Raw genomic sequence first — 25,111 nt, 5'->3', positions numbered from 1 at the left:
GTGTATCAATGAGTACAGAAACAGTTTTAAAGCGAACACCGCTTTTTGAAACATATAAAAAATACGGTGCAAAGGTCATTGATTTTGGGGGCTGGGAACTTCCGGTACAGTTTTCCAGCATTTTAGAAGAACATGAGGCTGTTCGAAAGGAAGCGGGACTCTTTGACGTCTCCCATATGGGGGAGGTGCTCGTTACAGGGAAAGATGCAGAAAGCTATATTAACTACCTTGTCACAAACGATGTAACAAAGCTTAGTATCAATCAAGCTCAGTATACAGCCATGTGTTATCCAGACGGCGGTACGGTCGATGACTTGCTTGTTTACAAGTTAGCGAATGAAAAATATCTCCTCGTGATTAACGCAGCAAACATTGAAAAAGATGTCGAGTGGATGGAGCAGCATGTAAAAGGAGAAGTGACGCTTCAAAATATGTCAGGTGACATTGCGCAGCTCGCTCTTCAAGGTCCAAAGGCAGAAGGCATCTTACAGAAGTTAACAGAAACAGACTTAACCGAAATTGGTTTTTTCCATTTTGCTCAACATGTCAATCTGGCTGGGATTACAGACGTGCTTGTATCCCGTACAGGCTACACAGGCGAGGACGGCTTTGAACTTTATTTAGCAGCTGATAAGGCAGGAGTACTGTGGGAGAAGCTTCTAGAAGCCGGAAAAGAAGATGGCTTAAAACCATGCGGGCTTGGTGCGCGTGACACTCTTCGCTTTGAAGCACGCCTTGCCCTTTATGGCCAAGAACTCACAAATGAAATCAGCCCGCTTGAAGCTGGAATCGGTTTTGCTGTCAAAACGAATAAAGAAAGTCATTTTATCGGTAAAGACATCCTTACGGCCCAAAAAGAAGAAGGGTTGAAACGAAAATTAGTAGGGATTGAAGTAACAGGAAGAGGCATTCCTCGTCACGGTTACAAGGTGTTTTCAGCGGATGAAGAAGAAATCGGTTTTATTACATCCGGAACCCATTCCCCGTCTTTAAAGAAAAGCTTAGGTCTTGCGCTCGTATCAGCAGAAAATGCTGAAGTGGGAATAAAGCTAAAAGTTGAAATACGAAAAAAAATGATTGATGCCATTGTTGTAAAATCGCCATTCTATAAAAAAAAATTATGAAATCTTTACTAGAGTTATAGCGATGATCGTTTGAAGATAGGTAATTGTCAGTCCCTTCTTTAGAAAGACGGTAAATCGATAGGCACGTTACAGGCCATATTTTTTATGATTTTCAAAACTATAAAAATATTAAAAAGTGAAAGGAAGAAAAAACAATGACAAACGCGACAGCAAACTTATTATATAGCAAGGAACATGAGTGGGTATTACAATTGGACGGAAATCGAGTACGAATTGGAATCTCTGATTATGCACAAAAGCAGTTGGGAGATATCGTCTTTGTTGAAAATCCGGCAGTGGATGATGAAGTAACAGCTAATGAATCAATGGGAACAATCGAATCGGTTAAAGCCGTTTCTGAACTTTACGCTCCAGTATCAGGTACAATTGTTCGTGTAAATGAGGAGTTAAACGATACTCCTGAGACGATCAACGAACATCCATATGAAGCAGGTTGGTTAGTAGAAATAGAAATATCCAATCCAGAAGAGTTAGAATCGCTTCTAAATGAAGGTGAGTACCAAGCATTTATCAATGAAGGAGAGGAATAAGATGACAAATACTTATCGATACCTTCCTGATACGAAGCAGGATCAAGAGGAGATGCTCGCTTTTTTAAACATTTCTTCCATAGATGAGTTATTTGAAGACATTCCATCTGACATTCGTTTAGATGGTGAGCTAAACATTCCGAAAGCCGTTCCTGAACCGCTTCTTTTGAAAAAGATGCAGCAGCTTGCTTCACGAAATAAAAATGCTAACTACTACCCGACTTTTCTTGGTGCGGGTACATATGATCATTACATTCCAAGCGTGGTGAATCATATGATTTCACGCTCTGAATTTTACACGGCTTATACACCCTATCAACCGGAAATCAGCCAAGGTGAGTTACAAGCCATTTTTGAATTTCAAACGATGGTTTGTGAGCTGACAGGAATGGATGTGGCCAATTCCTCAATGTACGATGGTTTTACATCGCTTGCAGAAGCTGCATCACTTGCCGTTGCCTCAACAAGACGTTCAAAAGTGCTTGTATCAAGGGCCGTTCATCCTGAATCACGTGCCATCTTAAACACGGTAGCAGACGGACAAGGGTATACGGTGGAAGAAGTGAATCTTGCTGATGATGTGACAGACCTGGAAAAACTGCAAGAACAAATCGAAAAGGATACTGCCGCCGTTATTGTTCAATACCCAAACTTCTTTGGTTCTATTGAGGATTTAGCAGAGATAAAAAAAATCGCGGAGGCAAAAGGAGCACTGTTCATCGTCAGTGCCAACCCGCTGGCACTAGCGCTTCTGCAGGCACCAGGCAAACTCGGAGCGGATATTGTGGTCGGCGATATGCAGCCATTAGGAATACCGATGGCCTTTGGAGGTCCGCATTGCGGCTATTTTGCGGTTCATAAAAAATTTATGCGTAAAGTACCGGGACGCATTGTGGGGCAAACGACAGACGACCAAGGAAAACGCGGATTTGTGCTAACCCTGCAAGCGCGTGAGCAGCACATTCGCCGTGATAAAGCGTCATCCAATATTTGCTCCAATCAGGCATTAAACGCTCTTGCATCGGCTATCTGCATGACAGCACTTGGAAAGCAAGGAATTCGCCATATGGCACAGCTAAATGTTGAAAAAGCTGATTACATGGCAAGATGCCTTCAAAAGAAAGGCTTTATCGTTATGAATCAAGCACCATTCTTTAATGAATTTGTGGTAGAGCTTCCTTGTCCGGTGAAGGAGGTCAACACAAAATTGCTTGAGGCAGGAATCATCGGAGGGTTTGACTTAGGAAGTGATTACGGCTTTGACAATCAAATGCTCATTGCGGTGACCGAACAGCGAACAAAAGAAGAGATTGACCAATTTGCAGGAATATTGGAGGCGGTTGTACATGGTTGAATACAATGAGCTAATCTTTGAAATCAGCCGTCCAGGGCGTGTCGGTTCAAGCCTTCCGGAAAGTGATGTTGAAGGCATTGATTTACATGATAAATTTCCGAAGCATTTGATTCGTGATGTGCCAGCAGAGCTCCCGGAAGTATCAGAGCTTCAGCTTGTGCGCCATTACACAGCACTTTCAAATAAAAACCACGGGATTGATAATGGTTTCTATCCGCTTGGTTCTTGTACGATGAAATACAATCCGAAAATTAACGAAGATGTGGCACGTTTCGAAGGCTTTAGCCGCATTCATCCGTATCAGCCAGCTGAAACGGTACAGGGCGCATTAGAGCTTCTATATGAATTGCAGGAAGAATTGGCTGAGATCACAGGCATGGACGCAGTGACGTTACAGCCTTCTGCGGGGGCTCAAGGAGAATGGACCGGTTTAATGATGGTAAAGGCTTATCTTGAGCAAAAAGGAGAAAAAAGAACAAAGGTGCTTGTTCCGGACTCAGCGCACGGGACGAACCCTGCCAGTGCCACCGTTGCCGGTTTTAAAACGGTCACCATTCCCTCCAATGAAAATGGTTTGGTGGACTTAGAAGAATTAAAGAAGCATGTTGACGATGATACCGCTGCATTGATGCTAACAAACCCTAATACACTTGGGTTGTTTGAAAAAGAAATTGTAGAAATTGCTAAAGTTGTTCATGAAGCAGGCGGATTACTTTACTATGACGGAGCGAATGCCAATGCGATTTTAGGGAAAACAACACCAGGGAAAATGGGCTTTGACATCGTGCATTTAAATCTTCATAAGACGTTTACAACGCCTCATGGCGGAGGAGGTCCCGGAGCTGGTCCGGTCGGTGTAAAAAAGAAGCTCATTCCGTACTTGCCAGTGCCGCGCATTGAAAAAGACGGTGAGAACTACGTGTTGAACTCTAATCACCCGCTGTCTATCGGCCGTGTAAAAGGGTATTATGGGAACTTTGGTATTTTGGTTCGTGCATACACCTATATTCGCACAATGGGACCTGAAGGATTGCGCCAAGTATCTGAAGGGGCAGTGCTTCATGCGAATTACCTTCGTAAAAAGCTTGAGCCCTATTTTGATGCACCATATTCACAAATTTGCAAGCATGAATTCGTATTATCCGGATCCAGACAGAAAAAGCTGGGTGTGAGAACACTTGATATGGCCAAGCGTCTGCTTGATTTCGGCTACCATCCACCGACCATTTACTTTCCTTTAAATGTAGAGGAATGTTTAATGATTGAACCGACCGAAACCGAGTCAAAAGAAACAATGGATGCCTTTGCAGATGTAATGATTCAAATTGCTAAGGAAGTGGAAGAAAATCCAGGTATCGTATTAGAGGCACCACATACAACGGTCATTGGCCGATTGGATGAAGTACAAGCAGCAAGACAACCCATCTTGCGTTATACAAAAGAGGAAGCGGAAGAGAAAGAAAAAGAAAAAGAAACGGTAAAGGCATAAAGTGAAACTTCCATCAGTGTGGGGGAGCATTCCCCCGCTGATGACTAGTTGCAGCGGTTTAGTCCATTTTATGTTCCGTTCATAGGAGTGAATGATATGACCGTCGATTATGTCCGTAAACCGGAGTGGCTCAAAATTAAATTAAATACCAATGAACAGTATACAGGGCTAAAAAAAATGATGCGCGAAAAAAAGCTTCATACAGTCTGTGAAGAAGCGAAATGCCCCAATATTCATGAATGCTGGGCTATACGAAAAACGGCCACTTTTATGATTTTAGGAAGTATATGCACACGTGCCTGCCGGTTCTGTGCGGTTCAAACAGGGCTTCCGACAGAGCTTGATTGGGAAGAGCCGGAACGCGTGGCAGAATCAGTGGAACAAATGGGCTTAAAGCATGTCGTGATTACGGCCGTTGCCCGGGATGACCTAAAAGACGGCGGGGCTGGAGTTTTTGCCGAGACGGTACGGGCGGTGAGGCAGCGCAATCCATTTTGCAGCATTGAAGTCCTTCCATCCGATATGGGTGGGGAATATGACAACTTAAAAATATTAATGGATGCAAAGCCAGACATTTTAAATCATAACATTGAAACTGTCAGACGCTTATCGCCGAAAGTTCGTGCGCGTGCAACATATGAACGTTCGCTTGAGTTTTTGAGACGTGCAAAACAAATGAATTCCAATATTCCGACGAAATCAAGCATTATGATTGGTCTTGGAGAAACGAAAGAAGAAATCATCGAAACGATGGATGATCTTCGTGCGAATAATGTTGACATCATGACAATTGGTCAATATTTGCAGCCAACGAAACGACATTTGAAAGTACAGAAGTATTGGAGTCCACAGGAGTTTAATGAATTGAAGGAAATGGCATTGTCAAAAGGGTTCAGTCACTGTGAAGCAGGCCCGCTCGTTCGTTCTTCCTATCATGCAGATGAACAGGTACAAGCAGCAAAAGTGAATGTGTAATCATGAAAGACAGGACATTGGTGAGAGGGAGAGGATTTGATGGTTATTACATTAACAGAGGCAGCATTGAACAGGCTGAGAGCAATGGAGTTGAAGGAAGAGCAATCTCCTCGAATTGATGCCGATGTAGCTGGCGGATGCGGTTTGTCTGTCAAATTTACGCTTGTTTTTGATGAGCCGCGACGAAACGATACGCTTATTGAGTATGAGGAGATTCAGATTCGAATCGATCGTTTTACAAAGCGTTATTTAGATGTAGAGACACAAATTGATTATACAGCCGATCAAGGCTTTCTAGTTGGAGAAAGCTTTGCTTCAAGTGCATGTGCAATTCAACTAGATTAATAGCATAATAGCAGACTATATAAATCATTTGACATGGATAAAAAGCACCCATGTCAAATGATTTATGCATAAGCAATTTCTCTGGGATATTGATAGACCTCTCTTTTATCAAAAATATAGACACAGCCTTAAAGAACGGAGGAAGAACGTTGAATACACAAGTAAACGATAGCCGTGCAAGATTATTAATTTCTTGTCCAGAGAAGCCTGGTATTATCTCGACTGTCACTAACTTTTTGTTAGAACATAAAGCAAACATTGTACATTTTGACCAACATACAACGGATCCACAGTCGGGTATATTTTTTATGAGGATCGAGTTTGATTTGGAAAACTTTGACTCTTCATTTGAAAAACTTGAACAAGATTTACATATGTTAGCGCAGGATTATGCTTTAGATTGGAAATTGAGCAGCAAAAAACAAATAAAACGAATGGCCATCTTTGTTTCGAAAGCGGATCACGCTCTTATGGAACTGATTTGGCGTTGGAAATCGAAAGAAATTGAAGTGGAAATTCCTATGGTAATCAGTAATCATGCTGATTTAAAAGAAGCAGTTGAGAGTTATGGCATTCCGTTTTACCATATCCCAATGTCTAAAGAAACGAAAGAAAAATCCGAACAGAAAGCATTAGAGCTATTGAAAGGGAAAGTGGACTTTATCGTCCTGGCAAGGTATATGCAAATTCTTTCTCCTAGTTTTATATCCAAATATCCGAATCAAATTATTAATATCCACCATTCTTTCTTGCCGGCATTTGTTGGAGCGAATCCATATGTGAGAGCGTTTAACCGCGGAGTTAAGTTAATTGGAGCAACTGCACATTATGTTACCAATGATCTGGATGAGGGACCGATTATCGAACAAAATGTACAGCGAATTAATCATCGGTATACAGCAGAAGATTTAAAGATTGCCGGACGTCATGTGGAAAGAAGCGTTCTTGCCGAAGCCGTTTCCTGGCATGTTGAAGATAAAGTAATTGTTCATGGCAATAAAACGATTGTATTTGCATGAGGCGCTTTTATAAGGAGGGCTACTTTAAGGCTTCAGATTGCTAAATAAATGCTAGGTGGCGTTGAAACCATGAATATAATGAAGGGGATATGAGGTGAGGCTGTTGTCGGGAAGAGAGGTTGTATCTGAGGCAACTAATATCATGTTAGCTATTGGGTGGATATGGTTCTTCCTTCAAAATAAACGAGAGTGTACAGTGAATCTCATACATATTATGCTGCTTGTTGGTGCACTTGTTATATTGCCGATTTCACTGTATAAAGTGTTCAATAGTTGGTTGTTTTGATCGTATGATACATTGTAATTTGGAATTATCTGTTCGAGGTGATTTCTCACCGTATTCTTGAGACTTGATGCAATGGCATCAGCTCTTTTTTTGTGAATGTATGAGGTTACATAAGAACTTACATTCAGTAAATGGCAGCCAGAAAAAGCCAATGGTTCTTCTTAACTAACTGGTTAGTTGGGGAAAAGCGTTAAAGAGCTTAGGGAATACCCAAGCTCTTTTTCTGTTGTTAATTTGTACTTCAATAAACGTGATTCTCGTCCCGTTCTCATCATAGCGTACTTTATAAACACGCCCTGCAAACGGCTCTAGATTTTTATAAGCTGAAACAGTTAACAAATCGAGTTTTTCTAAAAAAGAAAGAACGCCGATATCTTGAAGGGCTGAGCCGCTGGCGCACGGAAAGAGTTTATTTGTTTGAATCTCAGGAGAAAAGTCTACATGTCCGGGAGTGTCAATCAAATGATAGATTGAACCGTTATATGTAATGATTCCTTGATCTGCAAATACGGTGATGCCTCGTTCTTTTTCAATGTCGTGGCTGTCTAAGAACGCATCTTTATGGTCCACCCGGCCTCTTTGTCTAATGCTATTGGTATGGTATAGAAGCTGCTCTGAAAATGTCGTTTTGCCTGCATCTACATGAGCTAATATCCCAATCGTCTTTGTTTGATTCATGTTACACCTCAATTATTTACATGGATGACCCATTGGAAACATCTTGATACTGGTTCTTCCTGGTGTCTGGCTAAAATAAAATCTACCTGCTTATATTTTTAAAATGATAAAATGTTTTGTATGCAGACAAGCAGACAGACTCTTCTTCGACATCCATTTTAAGGATTTAAGTGAAATCTGTCCATCCAACTATACTAAATTTGCAAAGTTGTGAAAATGATAGCTATAGCGAATAGACTTAGTGATATGATGGAAAGTGGAAAACAGTTGATTACTTAAAGAAGGGAGTGAGTGACGGTGAAGAAAGTAAAAATAGCTTTATTGCACTTATTGCCAATTGCAGGAGATATTAACTATAACCAAAACCTGATTGAAAAAGCAGTTAAGCTCGCTGCAACCAAAAATGTGGACTGGATCATAACACCGGAATTAGCTGTTAGTGGGCTGCAGTTTTCTCATAAGATTGGAACTGACTGGATTCAACAACAGCCTGATAAATGGATGACCCATTTTTTTAATCTGGTCAAGTCTACCAATGCAACGGTATTTCTTGGTTGTGCCGAGAGATCCAATGATCATGAGCTGTATAATTCAGTATTTGTTATTAATCGACATGGTGTTGTCATAGGGAAGCAAAGGAAAATCACGAGTGTTACGGATAATTGGTCAACATCCGGTAAATCTATTGAACCGATCGATTTGGGAGATGTGAAAGTGGGTGTTTTGATATGTGCCGATGCGTATACAAAAAGTATTGCAGACACCTTATTGTCTAAAGGAGCAGACATTCTGGTGGCTCCATCTTCTTGGGGACCAGGTTTGCACGGACCAAATGGGGAATGGGAACAAAGATCACTCGATACCGAGTTACCTTTAATTGTTTGTAATCGTACTGGAGAAGATGAAACCGTTACCTTTTGGGAAGCAGAAAGTCTAGTTATTAAAAGTGGTAAACGCCTCCTTTCACATAAATCTTTACAATCTGGAATTCTAACTTTTGATTGGGATTTGGAGGAGATGGACTTAATTTCGGCTGATTTTGACGTTGAATATATATCTTGAAGACATATCATTCGAGGTGATCGTGTTGGCTGTTAATATGAAAATCGAACAATTAAAATCAATTGAAGAACATATCAGTGAGCTTTCGGAACTTTTGGTACAGGTAGTGGAAGATGGGGCATCGATTGGCTTTTTACCCCCATTAAAGCATTCAGAAGCCGATAGCTATTGGGAAAACGTGTTGTCTCCAGAAGTGATTCTGTTTATTGCTAAAATAAACAATCGGATAGCCGGAACTGTACAATTGCATTTATGTACGAAGGAGAACGGCAATCATAGAGCAGAAATCGCCAAATTAATGACACATCCTCATTATCGATGTAACGGGATTGGCCGTTCACTCATGCAAAAAGCGGAAGAAAGAGCGAAGCAGGAGGGGAGATCGTTATTAGTTCTCGATACAAGAAAAGGAGACCCTTCCAATCATCTTTACAGTTCAATGGGTTATATTCAAGCTGGGGAGATCCCTCATTATGCAAAATCGGCAAATGGGGAGTTGCATCCAACCATTTTTTATTACAAATCTCTGAACTAACATTACTTCAAAAAGTGACTAAATTATTAGATGTGATAACTTCAGGACTGATCCAGAATTCTAATCTTATTTCAAGAGGGTGACTCTTAAGCAGAATAACCATGCTTTGGAGTCACCCTTTTTTTGGATATTAGATCCTTATGCAAAATATACAGCCATTTCTTCGAGTGCATTTCCAAAGGCAACTTTTTTGCCATAAGCTTCGATTAATGGCAAGGCTTTAGTTGTTTTCTCACCATATTCTTTCACTATACTTAAAAAATCCAGAATCCTTTCTCCATCGTTTGACGCATAACATCCTATATTTAAAAAATAGCGGCCTTCATAGTAATAAAGCTCATTAGGAATGGTTAGGCTATGAAAAGGCTGTATTCGTTTTGCTAGCTGGATGACATCTTCAAAATCTTCGAATTGAATTAACACACCACTCTTGGATCGTTGCGGTTCTTTTTCTGCCGGTTCAAAGTATTCGTCTGATGCCGTTAGAAACGGAAGAAACGAGTCGATGTCATCAAACAGCTGATTAGGAACTTGTTTTGAGATCATGATATTGATTCCATAAGAACAAGCCACAATTTGTACCATTAAAAGCCCGTTCCGTCTCATGACATGTGCACTTTCAAGTTTTTCAAATACCCATGTCATTAACTTTTCATATTCACTTTCAAAACATAAGTTCTGAAGTGCAATCCCTTTTTCTGACAATTCATGTGTTTCGATTTCTACCGTGACGGTTGAGTCGCTTATTATGCCTATTTTCATCTTCATTCCCCCAGTAAGATTAGTTTAAGAAAAACGAAACGGATTATGTCTGGATTTGTTTTCTAGTTTTTATATGATTTTTGGAAAAAGGGATGAAGAATGAACTTGATAATCGAAGTGAAGGTGTGTAGGTGCAGGCCTAAAATTCCCCCTTGTGGAACAGTGAATTACCTTATAGTGTTTGAAAAGTAATGCACCAACATGCTGCCCATTTTTATTGGCTGATTTTACTAGATTCATAGACTAATAATGAAATGTTAAAAGAGATATGAGCTTTCTTTTTTGATGATATGTAATTTCAAATAATATGAATGGTAACGTTTACATATAATTCATTAGGTTCATGTTTAGATATCATCACCAGGTCATAAGGAGGGATTTACATGAATGCTGTTTGGTTGGCGGTAATCGGAACGGTTGTTTTTATTTTAGGTTATCGTTTTTATTCAAAGTTTGTGGCAGAAAAGATTTATCGGCTTGATCCCAACTTTGTTACTCCTGCACATGAATTTAATGATGGAGTTGACTTCGTCCCGACAAAGAAAACGGTATTATGGGGCCATCATTTTACTTCTGTTGCGGGTGCCGCTCCCATTGTAGGGCCTGCCATTGCCGTTTATTGGGGATGGCTTCCGGCATTATTATGGGTGTTGTTAGGTACAGTTTTTGCGGCAGGTGTCCATGATTTTGGCACACTCGTTTTATCCGTCCGGAACAAAGGGCAATCAATCGGTACACTCGCGAACAAATTGATTGGAAAACGTGCCAAGTTATTATTCTTATTTATTATTTTGATTCTTGTATTGATGGTTAACGCCGTATTCGCGTGGGTCATCTCGAACTTATTTATTAAGTTCCCGGCAAGTGTCATTCCCGTATTTATTGAAATTCCTTTAGCGGTATGGATTGGATATGCCGTATACAAAAAACAGCAAAAAATGCTTGTTCCATCGCTTATTGCTCTTGTCGTCATGTATGGATCGGCCGTGTTGACGAGTAAAGTACCCGCACTTCAGATTGACTTGGTCAAATACTTTGGCGGGCCCGAAAGTACCACTTTATTTGGACTCAACGGTGTCTCCATGGCCTTCTTTGTATGGATTGTCATTCTCATGGTTTATTGTTATTTTGCTTCTACGCTTCCTGTATGGAAACTGCTGCAGCCGCGCGATTACATCAATTCCCATCAACTGGTCGTAGGTTTGGTCATCATGTATGCTGGATTAATTTTTCTAAATCCAGCAATCACAGCTCCTATGACGAATTCAGCTGCGACAGATAAATCGTGGTTCCCGCTATTGTTCATTACCATTGCATGTGGTGCCATATCAGGTTTTCATGGACTTGTATCATCCGGAACATCGTCGAAGCAGCTTGATAAGGAAACGGATGCCCGTTTTGTCGGATATCTTGGAGCGGTCGGGGAAGGGTTTCTTGCGCTCATTTCTATCATCGCCTGTGTGACCCTGTTTGCGAATGCCGGTGAATTTAAAGCGGCCTACAGCAGTTTCGCTGCGGCAAATGGAGGGGGACTCGGTAACTTCATCGCCGGAGGTGCTCAACTGGCAACCGGTGTGGGGATTCCCGCTGACATTGCCGGAACGATCATCGCCATTATTGTCGTTAGCTTTGCGGCGACAACATTAGATTCGTCTGTCCGGTTAATGAGATACATTATTGCAGAATTAGGCAGTGAGTATAAAGTGAATGCACTAGCAAAGCCTCATGTTGCGACATCGATCGCAGTCGTTTCGAGTGCTGCATTGGTTCTGTTACCAAAAGGTCCGAATGGATTCGGCTCAGGAGGGTATTTATTATGGCCATTGTTCGGAACATCGAATCAGCTGCTCGCCGGAATCAGTTTATTACTCATATCGATTTGGCTGAAACGCTTGGGACGGAATTACTTGGTTTCCTTTATCCCAATGGTCTTCTTGTTATTCATGACCATCTGGGCCATGATTCAACAGGTTATGTTTGAGTGGTCAGGGTTGGGAGCGACAGATGCAAATTTACTTCTCTTCATCTTTGGCAGCATCATTTTGGTCTTTGCCATTTGGATTGTCCTAACGGCGCTGAAAGAATTGACGAGAAAAGATGAACCCCCAACGATTGATACAACCATATGATTAGCAAGTCTTAGAAAAAGGGGCCCGGCTGCATCGGGTTTCCTTTTTCACTTTTTTCATAAGTAGGTGATATGTAAATGAAAGGAATTTCTGCTTTTAAAAAAATAATGGAGCTTTACGATGACATCCTATCGGTTAACCATCGCACGGAAATCGCCAGGGAACTGAGAGATGAAGATGATTTATTTTTGCTTCTTTGTTTATCCGAAACTCTCGGACTTCCAAACCCCGCTTTTTACTATACATTAGAACTTTATCCTTATATCATTGAAAAATTTCATGATTGGCATTTACGAATGGGAATGGAGAAATCCCCACTAGATGGAATACGCTGTTGTTAAAGGATGGTGCACATGATTGGAAATAAGAAAGTGTTGTTTGTGGGAGGAAAGGGCGGCGTCGGCAAATCGACGAGCGCAGCCGCAATTGCACTTCTGCATGCCAGGCAAAATCATCAAACATTATTGGTTTCGACGGACCCCGCTCATAACGTCGGAGATATTTTCCACAAGTCGTTGAACAATCAAGCAATGGAGGTTTATCCTCATTTAGATGCCATCGAGATTGATCCGACTCAGGAATCATATAACTATATCCAAACCGTCAAAGAAAATATTCGAGGCACAGTGAAGTCGCATATGCAGGATGAAGTGAACCGGCAAATCGATGCGGCAAGCTCCTCACCTGGTGCCGAAGAAGCTGCTTTGTTCGACCGAATCGTGTCCATTATTTTGGATGAAGGGGACAAGTACGACACAATCATCTTTGATACTGCTCCGACCGGACATACAATTAGATTGCTGACACTGCCTGAGTTAATGGGCGTATGGATAGACGGGATGCTGGAAAGACGGAAAAAAAGGAATGAAACTTATACTCAGTTATTAAACGATGGAGAGCCGGTGGAGGACCCGATCTATCAAGTGCTGCAAAAGCGAAAAGAACGTTTTTCGGCTGTTCGCACCATCCTTTTGAATAATGATTTAACAGGTTTTATTTTTATCTTGAACCCTGAACGGCTGCCGATTCTTGAAACGGCGAAAGCACTGAAGCTTCTTGAAAAACATCGATTACAAGTCAACACCCTTTTCATTAATAAAATGCTTCCTCTGAATATGGAAGGTGAATTTTGGAGAAGAAGAAAAGAGAACGAGAAGGAATATGTATCGTGGATTGAAAAAGAGTTTCCAAGACAACAGAAATGTTACATTCCACTATTTGAAACAGATATTTATTCGATACCATTGTTAGAAGAGTTTGCGAAGCATTTGAAAGAAAGCGTGATTACCTTGACTGAGCACTCATGAATCTGGAGGTATATATGGCAAAAGCTCCAACACATAGTGAAATACAGCAGAAAATCAAAGAAATGAACGAAATGATGGCGGAGCACTGGAGCGATCATTTTGTATTTTCAGCAAAATGGTGGTTTCTATTGATTTTAACCGTTGCTCCATGGTTTCTATGGTGGAAAGTGGTTGATAAAACCCGCATCATGGAAATATTGTTATATGGATTTTTGATCATCATTACGTCAACCTTTCTTGATATCCTAGGTTGGAATTATTCCTTTTGGGTTTACCCTAATAACCTGCTGGGATTATGCACTCCGCTCGTACCAATAGACTATACGTTATTTCCAATATTTTATATGTTGGTATATCAATACTTTTCCAGCTGGAAGTCTTTTTCTATCGTTCTCTTCATCATGTCAGCCTTGTTTGCCTTTGTTTTAGAGCCTTTCGCAGAATGGATGAGCTTTTATAAACCACTTAACTGGCACTCGATTTATTCGTTTCCTGGTTATTTTTTGATGGGAATGTTTTTGAAATGGCTGGTTTTAAGAATTATTAACATACAGAAAAAAGAATAACTTTTTGTCTAAATGATGATATACAAATATCCCAAAAAACCAAAAACTGCTCGAGTTCATGGGGGTATGGATAGACGGGATGCTGGAAAGACGAAAAAAAAGGAATGAAACCTATACTCAGTTATTAAACGATGGAGAGCCGGTGGAGGACCCGATCTATTAAGTGCTGCAAAAGCGAAAAGAACGGTTTGCTTCTGTACGAAACATCCTTTTAAATAAAGGTTTAACGGGTTTTATCTTTATATTAAATCCTGAACGCCTTCCGATTCTTGAGACAGCTAAAGCACTGAAGCTGCTGCAAAAGCATCAATTAGAAGTGAATACTCTTTTCATTAATAAAATGCTTCCTTCAAACATGGAAGAGACATTCTGGAAAAAAGAAAAGAGAATGAGAAAGAATATGTCGCATGGATTGAAAAAGAGTTTCAAAAGCAGCAGAAAGTTTACATTCCATTGCTTGATACAGATATTAACTATGTTGCTTTATTGGAAGAATTCTCGAAACATCTATATAGATCGATTTAGAACATTCGGCATGACCAAAGAACGGTTATGCCGAATGTTCTAAACTTTTAAGGGAAAATTCAAGTTGTCTAGACCGCCGATTGTGAATATATCTCGATAAAATGAAATCGTGTCGAGTTATTAAGCGGAATGCTATATAGAAGAAAGCATGACGATGTCAACTAGATTTAAAATGAACCATGACAAGACGGTGCCAAAGTCATGATTGAAGGATAATCGGACCCGTTTTTCAATTGACAGGGAGATCATCTAATTAGTAATAAAAGAATAAATATGATACTTTTATTAAATTCCAAAAAAGGTAATTTTTGTATAATTTTTCTAATCTATGGACAGTCTAACAGTTGAAAATGTTCATACGGAGGAGCGTCAAAATGGATAACCAAAATAAGAACGAAGATGGAACAGCCGTAACGGGTGTTGGAAGTTCAGGAGATACACGCTTTGGACAAGGCGAGAATGCAGATACCTTAACGAACCGTCAAGGTCATCCCGTTACCGATAATCAAAATGTAAGGACGGTTGGGAATAGAGGACCGACGACATTAGAGAACTATGATTTTCTGGAAAAAATATCTCATTTTGATCGCGAGCGGATTCCAGAACGTGTTGTTCATGCTCGCGGAGCGGGAGCGCATGGTTACTTTGAAGCATATGGAAAAGCGGGAGATGAACCCGTCTCCAAGTATACGAGAGCGAAACTGTTTCAGGAAGCGGGGAAAAGAACCCCTGTTTTTGTCCGTTTTTCAACGGTAACCGGCGGTGCCCATTCACCGGAAACGTTAAGGGATCCCCGTGGATTCGCCACAAAGTTTTATACGGAAGATGGAAATTGGGATTTGGTTGGAAATAATCTTAAGATTTTCTTTATCCGTGACCCGATCAAATTTCCGGATATGGTTCATTCGTTTAAGCCAGACCCTGTCACCAATCTTCCCGACCCAGAAAGAATGTTTGACTTTTTATCTCAGACACCGGAAGCAACCCATATGGTCACTTTCTTGTTCTCTCCATGGGGGATTCCGGCCAATTATCGACAGATGCAGGGATCAGGTGTAAATACATATAAATGGGTCAACAAAGACGGTGAAGCGGTGCTCGTTAAATATCATTGGGAGCCTCTAAAACAAGGGATTAAAAACTTATTGCAAAAGGAAGCCAATGAGATTCAAGCAACCAATTATAACCACGCCACCCAAGATCTATATGAAGCGATTGAGCAAGGAAAGTATCCGGAGTGGGAACTTTGTGTTCAAATCATGAGTGATGAAGAACATCCCGAACTTGATTTTGACCCGCTCGATCCAACGAAACTATGGGACCCTGAACAGTTTCCGTTTTTGCCTGTCGGTAAAATGCTCTTAAATAAAAACCCGGAAAATTATTTTGCGGAAGTAGAACAGGCTGCATTTGGTACAGGAGTGTTAGTGGACGGATTGGATTTTTCCGATGATAAACTGCTGCAGGGACGCACGTTCTCCTATTCAGATACGCAGCGCCATCGTGCAGGGACCAATTACTTGCAGTTACCGGTGAACGCACCGAAAAAACACGTAGCCACCAATCAGCGCGACGGCCAGATGGCGTATCGAGTGGACATGGCACCCGGACAAAATCCGCATGTAAATTATGAACCCTCTACTCTTGGAGGGTTAAAGGAAGCGCCAAAGAGCGGGAAAGACCATGAGCCGCATTATGATGCGAAACTCGTGCGTCAAAAAATTGACCGCACGAACGATTTTGCCCAAGCGGGTCAAACATATCGCGCCTTTGATGACGTCGAGCGCGACGAACTGATTTCCAATTTAGTGGATGCATTGAAAATATGCCAGCCGCAGATTCAAGATAAGATGATAGAGCATTTTACGAACGCGGACCCTGATTACGGAAAGCGCGTGCGGGAAGGATTGGAGAAGGCAAAGCAAGAAATGAACGAACATACCAGCTCTGCCGCGGCCGATATGGCAGTGGAAAAAGCGGAAAACATGGGACATGAATCGGATCGTTATTGACAAACGATGAAAAAATTACTCTTTACTGAAAGGATCTGCCGTGACAATTCAGTAAAATTAAGGAGTCTGTGACGGGTTCTTTCAGAAGGATGATTCAAATGGTATGTTTTTTATACCGTTTGAATCATCCTCTTATTTCGTTATCTTGCTATTACATTCTAAAAGCCTTATTTTTTTAATCTATGGGGTTATAGTGTTAGATATAAGGAGAGGTGAAGGAAATGTCGGACAGTATCGTCAGCTTCATCAAATGAGTAAAATGGGGGAAGTGTCAGATGGAATCAAAGAATAAACCAACACTTTATTGGTCTTTGCTAGCGTTTAAAGATTGGAATTTGTATATTGCTTCAACTACTAAGGGGCTGTGCTATGTTGGTTCACAGAACAAGCCATTCGAAAAATTGTCCGAATGGGCTAAGAAGCGCTTTCCGGGAAGTCTTCTTATTGAAGATAGTGAAAAGCTTGAACGTTATCAAGTTGAAATCATGGAGTATTTAGAGGGAAAACGGAAAACCTTTACCATTCTAATCGTTGATCTAGTGTCAGAAGTTCTTTTCCGCGCACGGTATCGGCACCCCTTGATTTTCATATTCTTTTACACGCCGATAAAAAGTATTTGGCTTTAGATCAAGACGTCTCATTCCTTCCGTTGCGGTGATTGATCCAGATTTCCACGCATCATACACTCGAATAAAATCCGCATCAATCTCATACTTAGGTCTCCCCAATACTCCTTCTGAAAAACTATTAAACTATGTCAAAAAGTATATCAGCAATTTGAAATGTTTCAAAACTAAAAATACATACTTTATGACACGTGAAATAATACATGTTTTCCAACGTGTCATAAAGTATGCTTTTTGACAATAGCCGTAACCTTTCATTACTGCTATTTAAAATCAATAGATGATAAAATACTTGAAAAGCCGTCTTAATTAGTGGAATATGGCATATTTTTTGAAAGGGAATCAAACACAATTTATATTCGAGAAGACAGATAAATAAAAAGTTACTACCTTTAATTTTTGAGAAGGATTTAGTTTTATAAAAAATAGAGGGGCTTCCGCCACTCTATTTTTTATGACTTACTCTTTAACCACTCAGAACGAACTATTACGTCTGCGTATTTGCCCCATTTAAAACTTAATGCCTTACTACTCATTAATAGGACGCGGTTATTTCCACATTTCTGATTGCCTACTGCTTTGAAAAACTGCAGTTATAGAGACATTCCACCCGACGCTTCGATTCGCTGCGCAGTGACCCATTTCATTTCATCTGTGCATAACGAGGCAATGACACCACTAATGTCATCGGCTTCTCCGACTCTGCCGAGTGCAGTAACTGAGCCAATGAAACCTCTCAAGTTCTCATTGTCTCTCATTATTCCTCCACCGAAATCTGTTGCCATCGGACCAGGTGCGACAGTATTAGCTCGGATTCCTCTGCTTCCCAACTCTTTGGCCAGAGAACGAGTGAACACCTCGATTGCGCCTTTTACCGCTGCATAAGCACTGTTTCCTTCAGTTGTAAAACGTGTCAATCCTGATGAAACGTTCACTATACCACCATTGTCAGCAAGTAGTGGAAGTAGCTTCTGCGTTAAGAAATAAACACCTTTGAAGTGTACGTTTACTAGGCTGTCGAATTGCTCTTCCGTTGTATTGGCGAATGGAGCACCAATGCCGACGCCTGCATTATTAACGAGATAATCGAACGTATCGCGATTCCATTTCTCTTTTAAAACATCACTAAGTGATGAGACGAATTCATCGAACGAGGATACGAGTCCAGTGTCAAGTTGCAAGGCAGCAGCTTGTCCTCCATTTTTTTCAATTTCGCTTATTACTTCGTCAGCCATTTCCTTTTGCGTACGATATGTGATGATAACTCCATAACCTTTTTGAGACAACGCAAGCGCTGAACTCTTACCGAGACCTCGGCTTCCGCCAGTTACAAGTGCAATTTTATTGGTCATTAGATACCATTCCTTTACTGTGTATTTACCTCTTGACCACAAGGTTCAATAAGGACTAAAATAAGCCTATCACTTTGAGTTAACTCTAAGTCAAGGGATAGGGGGGATTTTTTTTAATGAGCTATACAATTAACGAAGTCGCAAGCAAATTCGGACTCTCCGCGCATACAATTCGATACTATGATAAAGAGGGACTTCTTCCCTTCATTGCAAGAAACAAATCCGGCAATCGAATATTTACAGACGACGACCTGGATTGGCTCAAACTGATTTGTTGCCTGAAGGATTCCGGCATGCCAATCAAGGAAATCAAGACATACTGCGACTTATGCCTTGTAGGAAGCCGAACGAGCGAGGAGCGCAAAAACATATTATTGGAGCATCGTAAGGAAGTCGTTCGTCAATTAAAACGATTGAAGCAGAATATACAGCTTATTGATACAAAAATTGCATTCTATGACAATCCGGACAACGTGCGGCTTATGGAACAGCTTTCGGAAAGTGCAACGACAAAATAAAAAACTTGAGCACAGAGCTTATTCTCCTCATCGCTCGCCTATATTATTCCAAGAATAAATATAAGTCTATATTTCAATCGACCGTTTAAATATCGTACAGACAAGTTTTTCTTTTTCAAATAGAGTACATTGCTTTAATTGTGAAGGAACCCCTTTTCCTTTTCAAAAACGAAATTGTGAAAGGTGGTACTTAAACGGGTACTTTTCTTGAGTAACGAAAAATCCCAATTTCTCAATTTTAATGCTGAGAAATTGGGATTTTTTCTTTTGGAATCTCCTTAACGTTGTAAATTCGGTTTTGCTGGCGGTACCCCTAATAAAGATGTTTAAACCGTAAATAATGAAGGGATTAGGTTTTAAAGTTTATCCTCTTTTTATTGAGTACATTACGGTTTGAATTGTAATTCATCATTGACTTCATGCCATATCACTTTTTCATTCTCCTTACTTTTTACGATTTTCTATACTATTTACAAAATAACTTAGAAGAAAACTCACACTGATTGAAATTTTACTTTATCACATAATAATCTTTACTAATTTTGTTATCTTGCTATTACATTCTAAACACCTTATTTTTTTCTAATTATGAGGTTATAGTGTTAGTTATCAAGAATGCTGAATAGGAGGGGATAAAAATGGTCCAAGATATAAAAACACGTGTCAAAAGCTTAAATTGGGATTCAATTCAAAACAAATTAGATGAGCAAGGATTTGCAAAGCTTCCAGCAATATTAACAAAAGAGGAATGTGACTCCTTCATAGAACTTTATCGTGAGGAAGAATCATACAGAACGACAATCAATATGACGAGATATCGCTTTGGGAATGGGGAGTACAAATACTTTTCCTATCCATTACCCGAAATCATCCAAAGTTTAAGAGAATCCTTTTATCCAGAGTTGGCTAAAACAGCAAATCGATGGTTGGGTTATTTAAAGAAACCAGAACAGTTTCCAGATCATCTTCAAGATTTTTTGAAAACATGTGAAGAATATGAACAAACTAGACCGACACCCTTAATTTTAAATCTTGCTATTTTATTCCTAGAATTGTACATTCTGAATTTATCCCGCATTAACGGGCAGTAAGACCCCCACTTCAAGATTTGAGAGAAATCGAAGAAGTCTAAGTGGGAGATAACTGCCCGTAAAAGCCCGATAAGATCAACTAACCATTAGTGGAGGATGAGGGAAAACCCCCACTGATGGAAGTTTCCTTTATAGGGAGTATATTGTAAGGAGAGGTGAGATAAATGCCGGATAGCATCAATAATGAATTACAAGAGAGTCATGATCATAGAATTTTGAATGACGTGGACATGATGACAAATGAAAAGTGGCAAGCAATTATTGACAATGATGCTTCGTACAATAATCAATTTTTCTATGCTGTAAAAACCACGGGGATTTTCTGTAAACCGTCTTGCAAATCTCGCGTTCCCAAAAAAGAAAATGTACGTATTTTTCAAAATGCAGGACAAGCTCTCCATGCAAATTTTCGACCGTGTAAACGTTGCAAGCCTACTAATGAGAAATTGCCTGATAGTGAGTGGGTGGCTCTTATCACTGAATATATTGATAAAAATTTTACAGAAAAATTAAATCTAGAAACGTTAGCAGATATTGCTCATGGGAGTCCCTATCATTTGCATCGAACATTTAAAAAGATTAAAGGCATCACGCCGGTTGAGTATATACAACAGGTTAGAGTAAACGCAGCTAAAGAGTATTTGATTCAGACAAATAAAGCAATTGCGGATATCGCCATATGTGTGGGTATGGCTAACACGCCCTATTTTATTACCTTATTTAAAAAGAAAACCGGACAGACACCAGCACAATTTCGTCAAATGAGTAAAATGGAGGAAATGTAAAATGGAAACAAAGAATAAATCAACCCTTTATTGGTCTTTACTAAAGTTTAAGGATTGGAAATTTTATATTGCTTCAACCTCTAAGGGTCTATGCTATGTAGGTTCGCAGAACAAACCATTCGAAGAATTGTGTAAATGGGCTAAGAAACGCTTTCCAGGAAGTCTTCTTATTGAAGATGGTGAAAAGCTTGAACCCTACGCGCTTGAAATCACCCAGTATCTAGAAGGAAAACGGAAAACCTTTACCGTTCCATTTGATTATAATGGAACAGCATTCCAGCTTGCAGTCTGGAACGCACTTTGTGGAATTCCGTTCGGACAGACTAAATCCTATTCCGACATTGCAAATGATATAAATAAACCAGCAGCTGTCCGAGCTGTAGGGGCGGCGATTGGGGCCAATCCAGTATTAATCGCCGTACCATGTCATCGTGTAGTAGGAAAGAATGGATCATTAACCGGCTATCGTGGCGGATTAGATATGAAGACACAACTTTTGGAGCTTGAAAGGGGAGAATCATTAAGGATTAAGTAATATTACAAGATGTAAGAATTTTAATTTACAATAAAAATATTATGGTAACTAATATGATAAATGAGAATAATCATTCACCTCAAGCGAAAAATATGTCAGATAATCTAACATAAGGTTTGAAATCTAGTTCCTTTTTGATATAGTTAAGCCATATTACATAATACTTTTTGATTATTCTTAATATATTTAATATTTAGGGATGATGTTAAAAGGAATTTTGATCTCAATCTAGTAAATATATCAATAGTGAAATGCTTGAAGAAATAAAGAGAGGACGACTTGCATCATGGTGGACATTTTAAATTTGAATCAATTCACAAGTCTATCGAAGGAACAGTGCCAAATCATTTCGGATTTAGCCCATAACCTTCAAGTCATCTCGGATCTTTCTCAAGCAGATATATTCATTGATTGTCTCCTGCCAGAGGGCAATGCCGCTCTTGTGGTAGCAGAAGCAAACCCTGCGACCACACAGTCTTTGTATAAAAATAGTGTACTCGGACAAATTGCGTTCGAAGAAACGGAACCAGGGGTTTTGTTTAGCTTGAAGACCGGAAAGCCGATTATTGGTTCACGAGGAATCACACAAGAACATGTGGTGATGCAGCAAGACATTGTTCCTATTCATGACCAATCCGGAAAGACAATCGCGGTTTTAATAAAAGAACGGGATATTTCACAGGCGATTCAAAACGAGAAAAAAGTAAAAACACTGATGAAAACATCCCATAGTGAAGAAAAGCAACAGTTGATTCAATCCATTGTGATTCAAGAAATCCATCATCGGGTGAAAAATAACTTACAAGTCATTTCGAGCTTACTTCGTTTGCAAATGCGTCGTTCTTCCTCGGAAGAAGCAGTGGAAGTCTTTCGCGATAGTGTGTCTCGGATTTCAAGCATGGCCATGGTTCATGACTATTTAGCTCAAAACGGGATCGAACAAGCAGATGTCAAATTTGTAATGGAGCAAATTGCAGTGCTGCTTGTCTCATCATCCAGCATTCCTGGACAACATATTTTCGTTTCTGTTCAAGGAGAGTCATTGTTCTTGCCATCGGACAAGGCCACATCTGTTGCTCTCGTTGTGAATGAATTAGTCCAAAATAGTATTAAGCATGCTTTCTGTTCACGCGATGAAGGAAAGATCGAAATATGTGTCAATTGCCGAAAACAAATGGTCACGATTACCGTAATGGATGATGGCTGCGGAATGGGAGAGGCTGTTTCTGCCAAAAGGTCATCGTTAGGATTGCAGCTTGTCGAAATGTTAGTGGAAGAAAAATTACAAGGTGTCCTCTCATTCTTTCATTCTAATAGAGGGACAAAGGTTTCGATAACTTTTCCGATTATAGACGGGGTGATAGAGTGAATGCTTCCAAAATCATGATTGTGGATGATGAACCCTTTACAAGAATCGATCTGAAAGAAATGCTGGAGGAAAGCGGCTATAAGGTAGTGGGCGAAGGGAAAAATGGCGAAGAAGCCATTGAAAAAGCTCGTACCCTGCAGCCGGATCTGATCATCATGGATGTAAAAATGCCGGTGATGAATGGACTAAAGGCCTCGTCGATTATTAAAAGCTTTTCAAATTGTGCCATCTTGCTGCTTACCGCCTTTAGCCACCGGGAAGTGGTAGAAGATGCGAAGAAGGCCGATATTAACGCTTACCTCGTCAAACCAGTAAAGGAAAGAGAACTGCTTCCGGCAGTTGAAATTGCCTTAAGTCAGCGAAGACTATTTCTTAGCTTGCAGGATAAAGTTGGCCATCTGGAACAGAAAATAACAGATCGTAAAACGATTGAACGAGCAAAAGGCATCCTCATGCAACAATTAAACTGCACAGAGGAACAGGCATACCGGCGAATGCAGAAAGAAAGCATGACGCATCACATTCCGATGATCAAGCTGGCAGAAAAGGTCATACAACAAACAAGTGAATAAATAATAAAGCAATGGCGCTTTGTGACAATCCTGCAAATGCAGGGGTTGTTCAAGGCGTCTTTTTGTTTTCCAATTTTCAAAGATAAGGAGGAGAATGATGAAGGAGAACTGGATAAAGAGTATTGGTCTTGATATCGGCACAAGTACGACGAAGTTTATTGTCAGCCATTTGCTTGTGAGGGAAATAGGAGATCGCTTCAGCCTTCCGAGCTGTCGGATCGTCGACCGTAAAATAACGTATACGAGTCGTATTTATACGACGCCTTTAAAAAGTGACTATGAAATTGATATCGATCAATTAGCGGAACTCTTAGCCTATGAATACGAGCGGTCTCAAATTGGTTTACAAGATGTGAAAGCGGGAGCTGTCATCATTACAGGGGAAACAGCCCGAAAAGAAAATGCCCAAACCATCATTCACTATTTGGCAGAACGTGCAGGTGATTTTGTCGTGGCGACAGCTGGGGCCCGCTTAGAAGGTATTTTAGCTGGAAAAGGATCTGGAGCGATGAAACGTTCTTTTGAGGTGGAGGGGGTTGTTGCCAATGTAGACATTGGAGGCGGCACAGCCAATGTGGCCTTATTTCAACAAGGAAAAGCCATTCAGACGGTAACGTTCCATGTTGGAGGACGGCTTATTCGCTTAACGGAGCATGGTGAGATCGACTACATTTCAGAGCATCTTCAGCCTTGGCTTAAGGCAAATCACTTTGACCTGCAAGCAGGAGGAATCGTTACCTATGAACAGCTTGAAGAAATATGCCTTAGAATCAACGAAAGCATGGTGTCTTACCTTACCGGCTCGCTTAAATATGAAGCAGAATTACTGCTGCTTGAACCGCCTTCAAAGCCTATGCTGCCCATTCATGAACTGATTTTCTCAGGAGGTATCGGCCAGATGATGACAGACGTAAAACCGGCTCAACTGAAAGAAGTGGCAAAACACGGAGATATGGGACCATTGCTTGCTTCCACATTAAAGATCGTTTCTCCGCAATTTCCTGTTCCAATCAGCGATGCAGCAGAAACGACAAGAGCGACTGTCATTGGAGCCGGAATGCAAAACACGGAGGTGAGCGGCGCAACCGTTTATGTGAATGAGTCTCTTTTGCCAATAAAGAATATCCCGATTAAAACCATTCCTGTTGAAGATAATGGCCAATGGCACAAAGAGGCCTTCCATACACGTTTGCAGGATGCGATGCTTCAGGCAAAAGAACTGTTTGATGCAAAGCAAGACCCGCCGTTTGCAATTGCCTTATCAAAGATTCAGTACTGCACATATAGGATGCTGCAAGATTTGGCTTACGCCCTTTATGAACAGTTTACATATCACTTTCCAGAGTCACGCTGTATGGTAGTCATTTGTGAAAGTGATATGGCAAAAGCACTCGGGCAAGCCTTGACCAAACATTGCCGAAAACAGCCACACGTCATTTGTATTGACCAAGTCGATTTCACACATGGTGATTATATCGATTTAGGGTTGCCTGTTGCGGGAGAAGCCATTTCCATTTCGATTAAAACATTAGCATTTTCATGAA

25 protein-coding genes and 2 pseudogenes are annotated in these 25,111 nt (G+C 40.5%); 24 read left to right on the top strand and 3 right to left on the bottom strand.

The window, feature by feature from the left end:
• Positions 1-8: 8 nt before the first annotated feature.
• The 8 genes from gcvT to BK575_RS12310 all read left to right on the top strand — a co-directional run bounded on the left by gcvT (position 9) and on the right by BK575_RS12310 (position 7,143).
• A complete protein-coding gene (gene gcvT, locus BK575_RS12345) occupies positions 9-1,124 on the top strand; it encodes a glycine cleavage system aminomethyltransferase GcvT (protein ID WP_078410644.1) in 1,116 nt (371 codons plus the stop codon).
• 155 nt (positions 1,125-1,279) lie between these two features.
• Complete coding sequence (gcvH, locus tag BK575_RS12340) at positions 1,280-1,675, top strand: glycine cleavage system protein GcvH (RefSeq protein ID WP_078410643.1); 396 nt, start codon at positions 1,280-1,282, stop codon at positions 1,673-1,675.
• 1 nt (position 1,676) lies between these two features.
• Positions 1,677-3,029: an aminomethyl-transferring glycine dehydrogenase subunit GcvPA gene (gcvPA, locus tag BK575_RS12335; protein WP_078410642.1), complete on the top strand. Its 1,353-nt coding sequence runs from the start codon at positions 1,677-1,679 to the stop codon at positions 3,027-3,029.
• Positions 3,022-4,518 (top strand): aminomethyl-transferring glycine dehydrogenase subunit GcvPB, encoded by a 1,497-nt coding sequence (gene gcvPB / locus BK575_RS12330; protein WP_078410641.1) that lies wholly within the window; start codon positions 3,022-3,024, stop codon positions 4,516-4,518. Before gcvPA ends, gcvPB begins: the two co-directional genes overlap by 8 nt.
• 96 nt (positions 4,519-4,614) lie before the next feature.
• Complete coding sequence (gene lipA / locus BK575_RS12325; protein WP_078410640.1) at positions 4,615-5,493, top strand: lipoyl synthase; 879 nt, start codon at positions 4,615-4,617, stop codon at positions 5,491-5,493.
• A 39-nt stretch (positions 5,494-5,532) separates the two neighbouring features.
• Positions 5,533-5,838: a HesB/IscA family protein gene (locus BK575_RS12320; protein ID WP_078410639.1), complete on the top strand. Its 306-nt coding sequence runs from the start codon at positions 5,533-5,535 to the stop codon at positions 5,836-5,838.
• Positions 5,839-5,987: 149 nt separating this feature from the next.
• Complete coding sequence (gene purU / locus BK575_RS12315) at positions 5,988-6,857, top strand: formyltetrahydrofolate deformylase (RefSeq protein WP_078410638.1); 870 nt, start codon at positions 5,988-5,990, stop codon at positions 6,855-6,857.
• A gap of 94 nt (positions 6,858-6,951) precedes the next feature.
• Positions 6,952-7,143, top strand: a complete 192-nt coding sequence (locus BK575_RS12310) for a hypothetical protein (protein WP_078410637.1) — start codon at positions 6,952-6,954, stop codon at positions 7,141-7,143.
• 240 nt (positions 7,144-7,383) lie between these two features.
• On the opposite strand, the pseudogene BK575_RS12305 reads toward BK575_RS12310, so the two are convergent.
• Positions 7,384-7,821 (bottom strand): annotated as a pseudogene (locus tag BK575_RS12305) (GTP-binding protein); the annotation flags it as partial.
• A gap of 297 nt (positions 7,822-8,118) precedes the next feature.
• Between BK575_RS12305 and BK575_RS12300 the strand changes: the two are divergent.
• Positions 8,119-8,883: a carbon-nitrogen hydrolase family protein gene (locus tag BK575_RS12300; protein WP_078410635.1), complete on the top strand. Its 765-nt coding sequence runs from the start codon at positions 8,119-8,121 to the stop codon at positions 8,881-8,883.
• Positions 8,884-8,920: 37 nt separating this feature from the next.
• On the top strand, positions 8,921-9,418 hold the full coding sequence (locus BK575_RS12295) for a GNAT family N-acetyltransferase (protein WP_078414762.1): 498 nt from the start codon (positions 8,921-8,923) through the stop codon (positions 9,416-9,418).
• 138 nt (positions 9,419-9,556) lie between these two features.
• Here BK575_RS12295 and BK575_RS12290 read toward each other — a convergent pair whose 3' ends face one another.
• On the bottom strand, positions 9,557-10,180 hold the full coding sequence (locus BK575_RS12290) for an adaptor protein MecA (protein WP_169907764.1): 624 nt from the start codon (positions 10,178-10,180) through the stop codon (positions 9,557-9,559).
• A 383-nt stretch (positions 10,181-10,563) separates the two neighbouring features.
• On the opposite strand from BK575_RS12290, the gene BK575_RS12285 reads away from it, so the two are divergent.
• The 7 genes and pseudogenes from BK575_RS12285 to BK575_RS12250 all read left to right on the top strand — a co-directional run.
• Positions 10,564-12,309 carry a carbon starvation CstA family protein gene (locus BK575_RS12285; RefSeq protein ID WP_078410633.1) on the top strand — a complete coding sequence of 582 codons (1,746 nt, stop codon included), beginning with the start codon at positions 10,564-10,566 and terminating at the stop codon, positions 12,307-12,309.
• A gap of 77 nt (positions 12,310-12,386) precedes the next feature.
• A complete protein-coding gene (locus BK575_RS12280; protein WP_078410632.1) occupies positions 12,387-12,650 on the top strand; it encodes a cory-CC-star protein in 264 nt (87 codons plus the stop codon).
• Positions 12,651-12,662: 12 nt separating this feature from the next.
• Positions 12,663-13,616: an ArsA family ATPase gene (locus BK575_RS12275; RefSeq protein ID WP_078410631.1), complete on the top strand. Its 954-nt coding sequence runs from the start codon at positions 12,663-12,665 to the stop codon at positions 13,614-13,616.
• A gap of 14 nt (positions 13,617-13,630) precedes the next feature.
• Positions 13,631-14,182, top strand: coding sequence for a CBO0543 family protein (locus tag BK575_RS12270; protein ID WP_078410630.1), 552 nt, complete (start codon positions 13,631-13,633; stop codon positions 14,180-14,182).
• A 163-nt stretch (positions 14,183-14,345) separates the two neighbouring features.
• Positions 14,346-14,750: an ArsA-related P-loop ATPase gene (locus tag BK575_RS29585; RefSeq protein ID WP_078410629.1), complete on the top strand. Its 405-nt coding sequence runs from the start codon at positions 14,346-14,348 to the stop codon at positions 14,748-14,750.
• Positions 14,751-15,057: 307 nt separating this feature from the next.
• On the top strand, positions 15,058-16,719 hold the full coding sequence (locus BK575_RS12260; RefSeq protein ID WP_407984379.1) for a catalase: 1,662 nt from the start codon (positions 15,058-15,060) through the stop codon (positions 16,717-16,719).
• 275 nt (positions 16,720-16,994) lie between these two features.
• A pseudogene (locus BK575_RS12250) lies at positions 16,995-17,243 on the top strand (methylated-DNA--[protein]-cysteine S-methyltransferase); the annotation flags it as partial.
• Between the two features lie 695 nt (positions 17,244-17,938).
• On the opposite strand, the gene BK575_RS12240 reads toward BK575_RS12250, so the two are convergent.
• Complete coding sequence (locus BK575_RS12240) at positions 17,939-18,697, bottom strand: SDR family NAD(P)-dependent oxidoreductase (RefSeq protein ID WP_078410625.1); 759 nt, start codon at positions 18,695-18,697, stop codon at positions 17,939-17,941.
• 116 nt (positions 18,698-18,813) lie between these two features.
• On the opposite strand from BK575_RS12240, the gene BK575_RS12235 reads away from it, so the two are divergent.
• The 7 genes from BK575_RS12235 to BK575_RS12205 all read left to right on the top strand — a co-directional run bounded on the left by BK575_RS12235 (position 18,814) and on the right by BK575_RS12205 (position 25,110).
• The gene (locus tag BK575_RS12235) at positions 18,814-19,215 is read left to right on the top strand and encodes a MerR family transcriptional regulator (RefSeq protein WP_078410624.1); all 402 of its coding nucleotides are present in this window, start codon (positions 18,814-18,816) and stop codon (positions 19,213-19,215) included.
• Positions 19,216-19,853: 638 nt separating this feature from the next.
• Positions 19,854-20,306, top strand: coding sequence for a 2OG-Fe(II) oxygenase (locus tag BK575_RS12230; protein ID WP_235867375.1), 453 nt, complete (start codon positions 19,854-19,856; stop codon positions 20,304-20,306).
• A 164-nt stretch (positions 20,307-20,470) separates the two neighbouring features.
• A complete protein-coding gene (locus BK575_RS12225; protein WP_078410623.1) occupies positions 20,471-21,091 on the top strand; it encodes a bifunctional transcriptional activator/DNA repair enzyme AdaA in 621 nt (206 codons plus the stop codon).
• Between the two features lies 1 nt (position 21,092).
• Entirely contained in the window at positions 21,093-21,626 is a 534-nt protein-coding gene (adaB, locus tag BK575_RS12220; RefSeq protein WP_078410622.1) for a methylated-DNA--[protein]-cysteine S-methyltransferase, read from the top strand.
• Between the two features lie 286 nt (positions 21,627-21,912).
• Positions 21,913-22,995 (top strand): sensor histidine kinase, encoded by a 1,083-nt coding sequence (locus tag BK575_RS12215; RefSeq protein ID WP_139368023.1) that lies wholly within the window; start codon positions 21,913-21,915, stop codon positions 22,993-22,995.
• Entirely contained in the window at positions 22,992-23,567 is a 576-nt protein-coding gene (locus tag BK575_RS12210; RefSeq protein WP_139368022.1) for an ANTAR domain-containing response regulator, read from the top strand. Before BK575_RS12215 ends, BK575_RS12210 begins: the two co-directional genes overlap by 4 nt.
• A gap of 94 nt (positions 23,568-23,661) precedes the next feature.
• Complete coding sequence (locus BK575_RS12205; protein ID WP_235867374.1) at positions 23,662-25,110, top strand: ethanolamine ammonia-lyase reactivating factor EutA; 1,449 nt, start codon at positions 23,662-23,664, stop codon at positions 25,108-25,110.
• The last annotated feature ends 1 nt before the right edge of the window (position 25,111 follow it).

The sequence above is a fragment of the Priestia abyssalis genome, assembly GCF_002019595.1.
GTDB lineage: Bacteria > Bacillota > Bacilli > Bacillales > Bacillaceae_H > Bacillus_BA > Bacillus_BA abyssalis.
The sequence above is the reverse complement of the archived record's forward strand: the minus strand, read 5'-3'. Positions and strand labels throughout refer to the sequence as shown.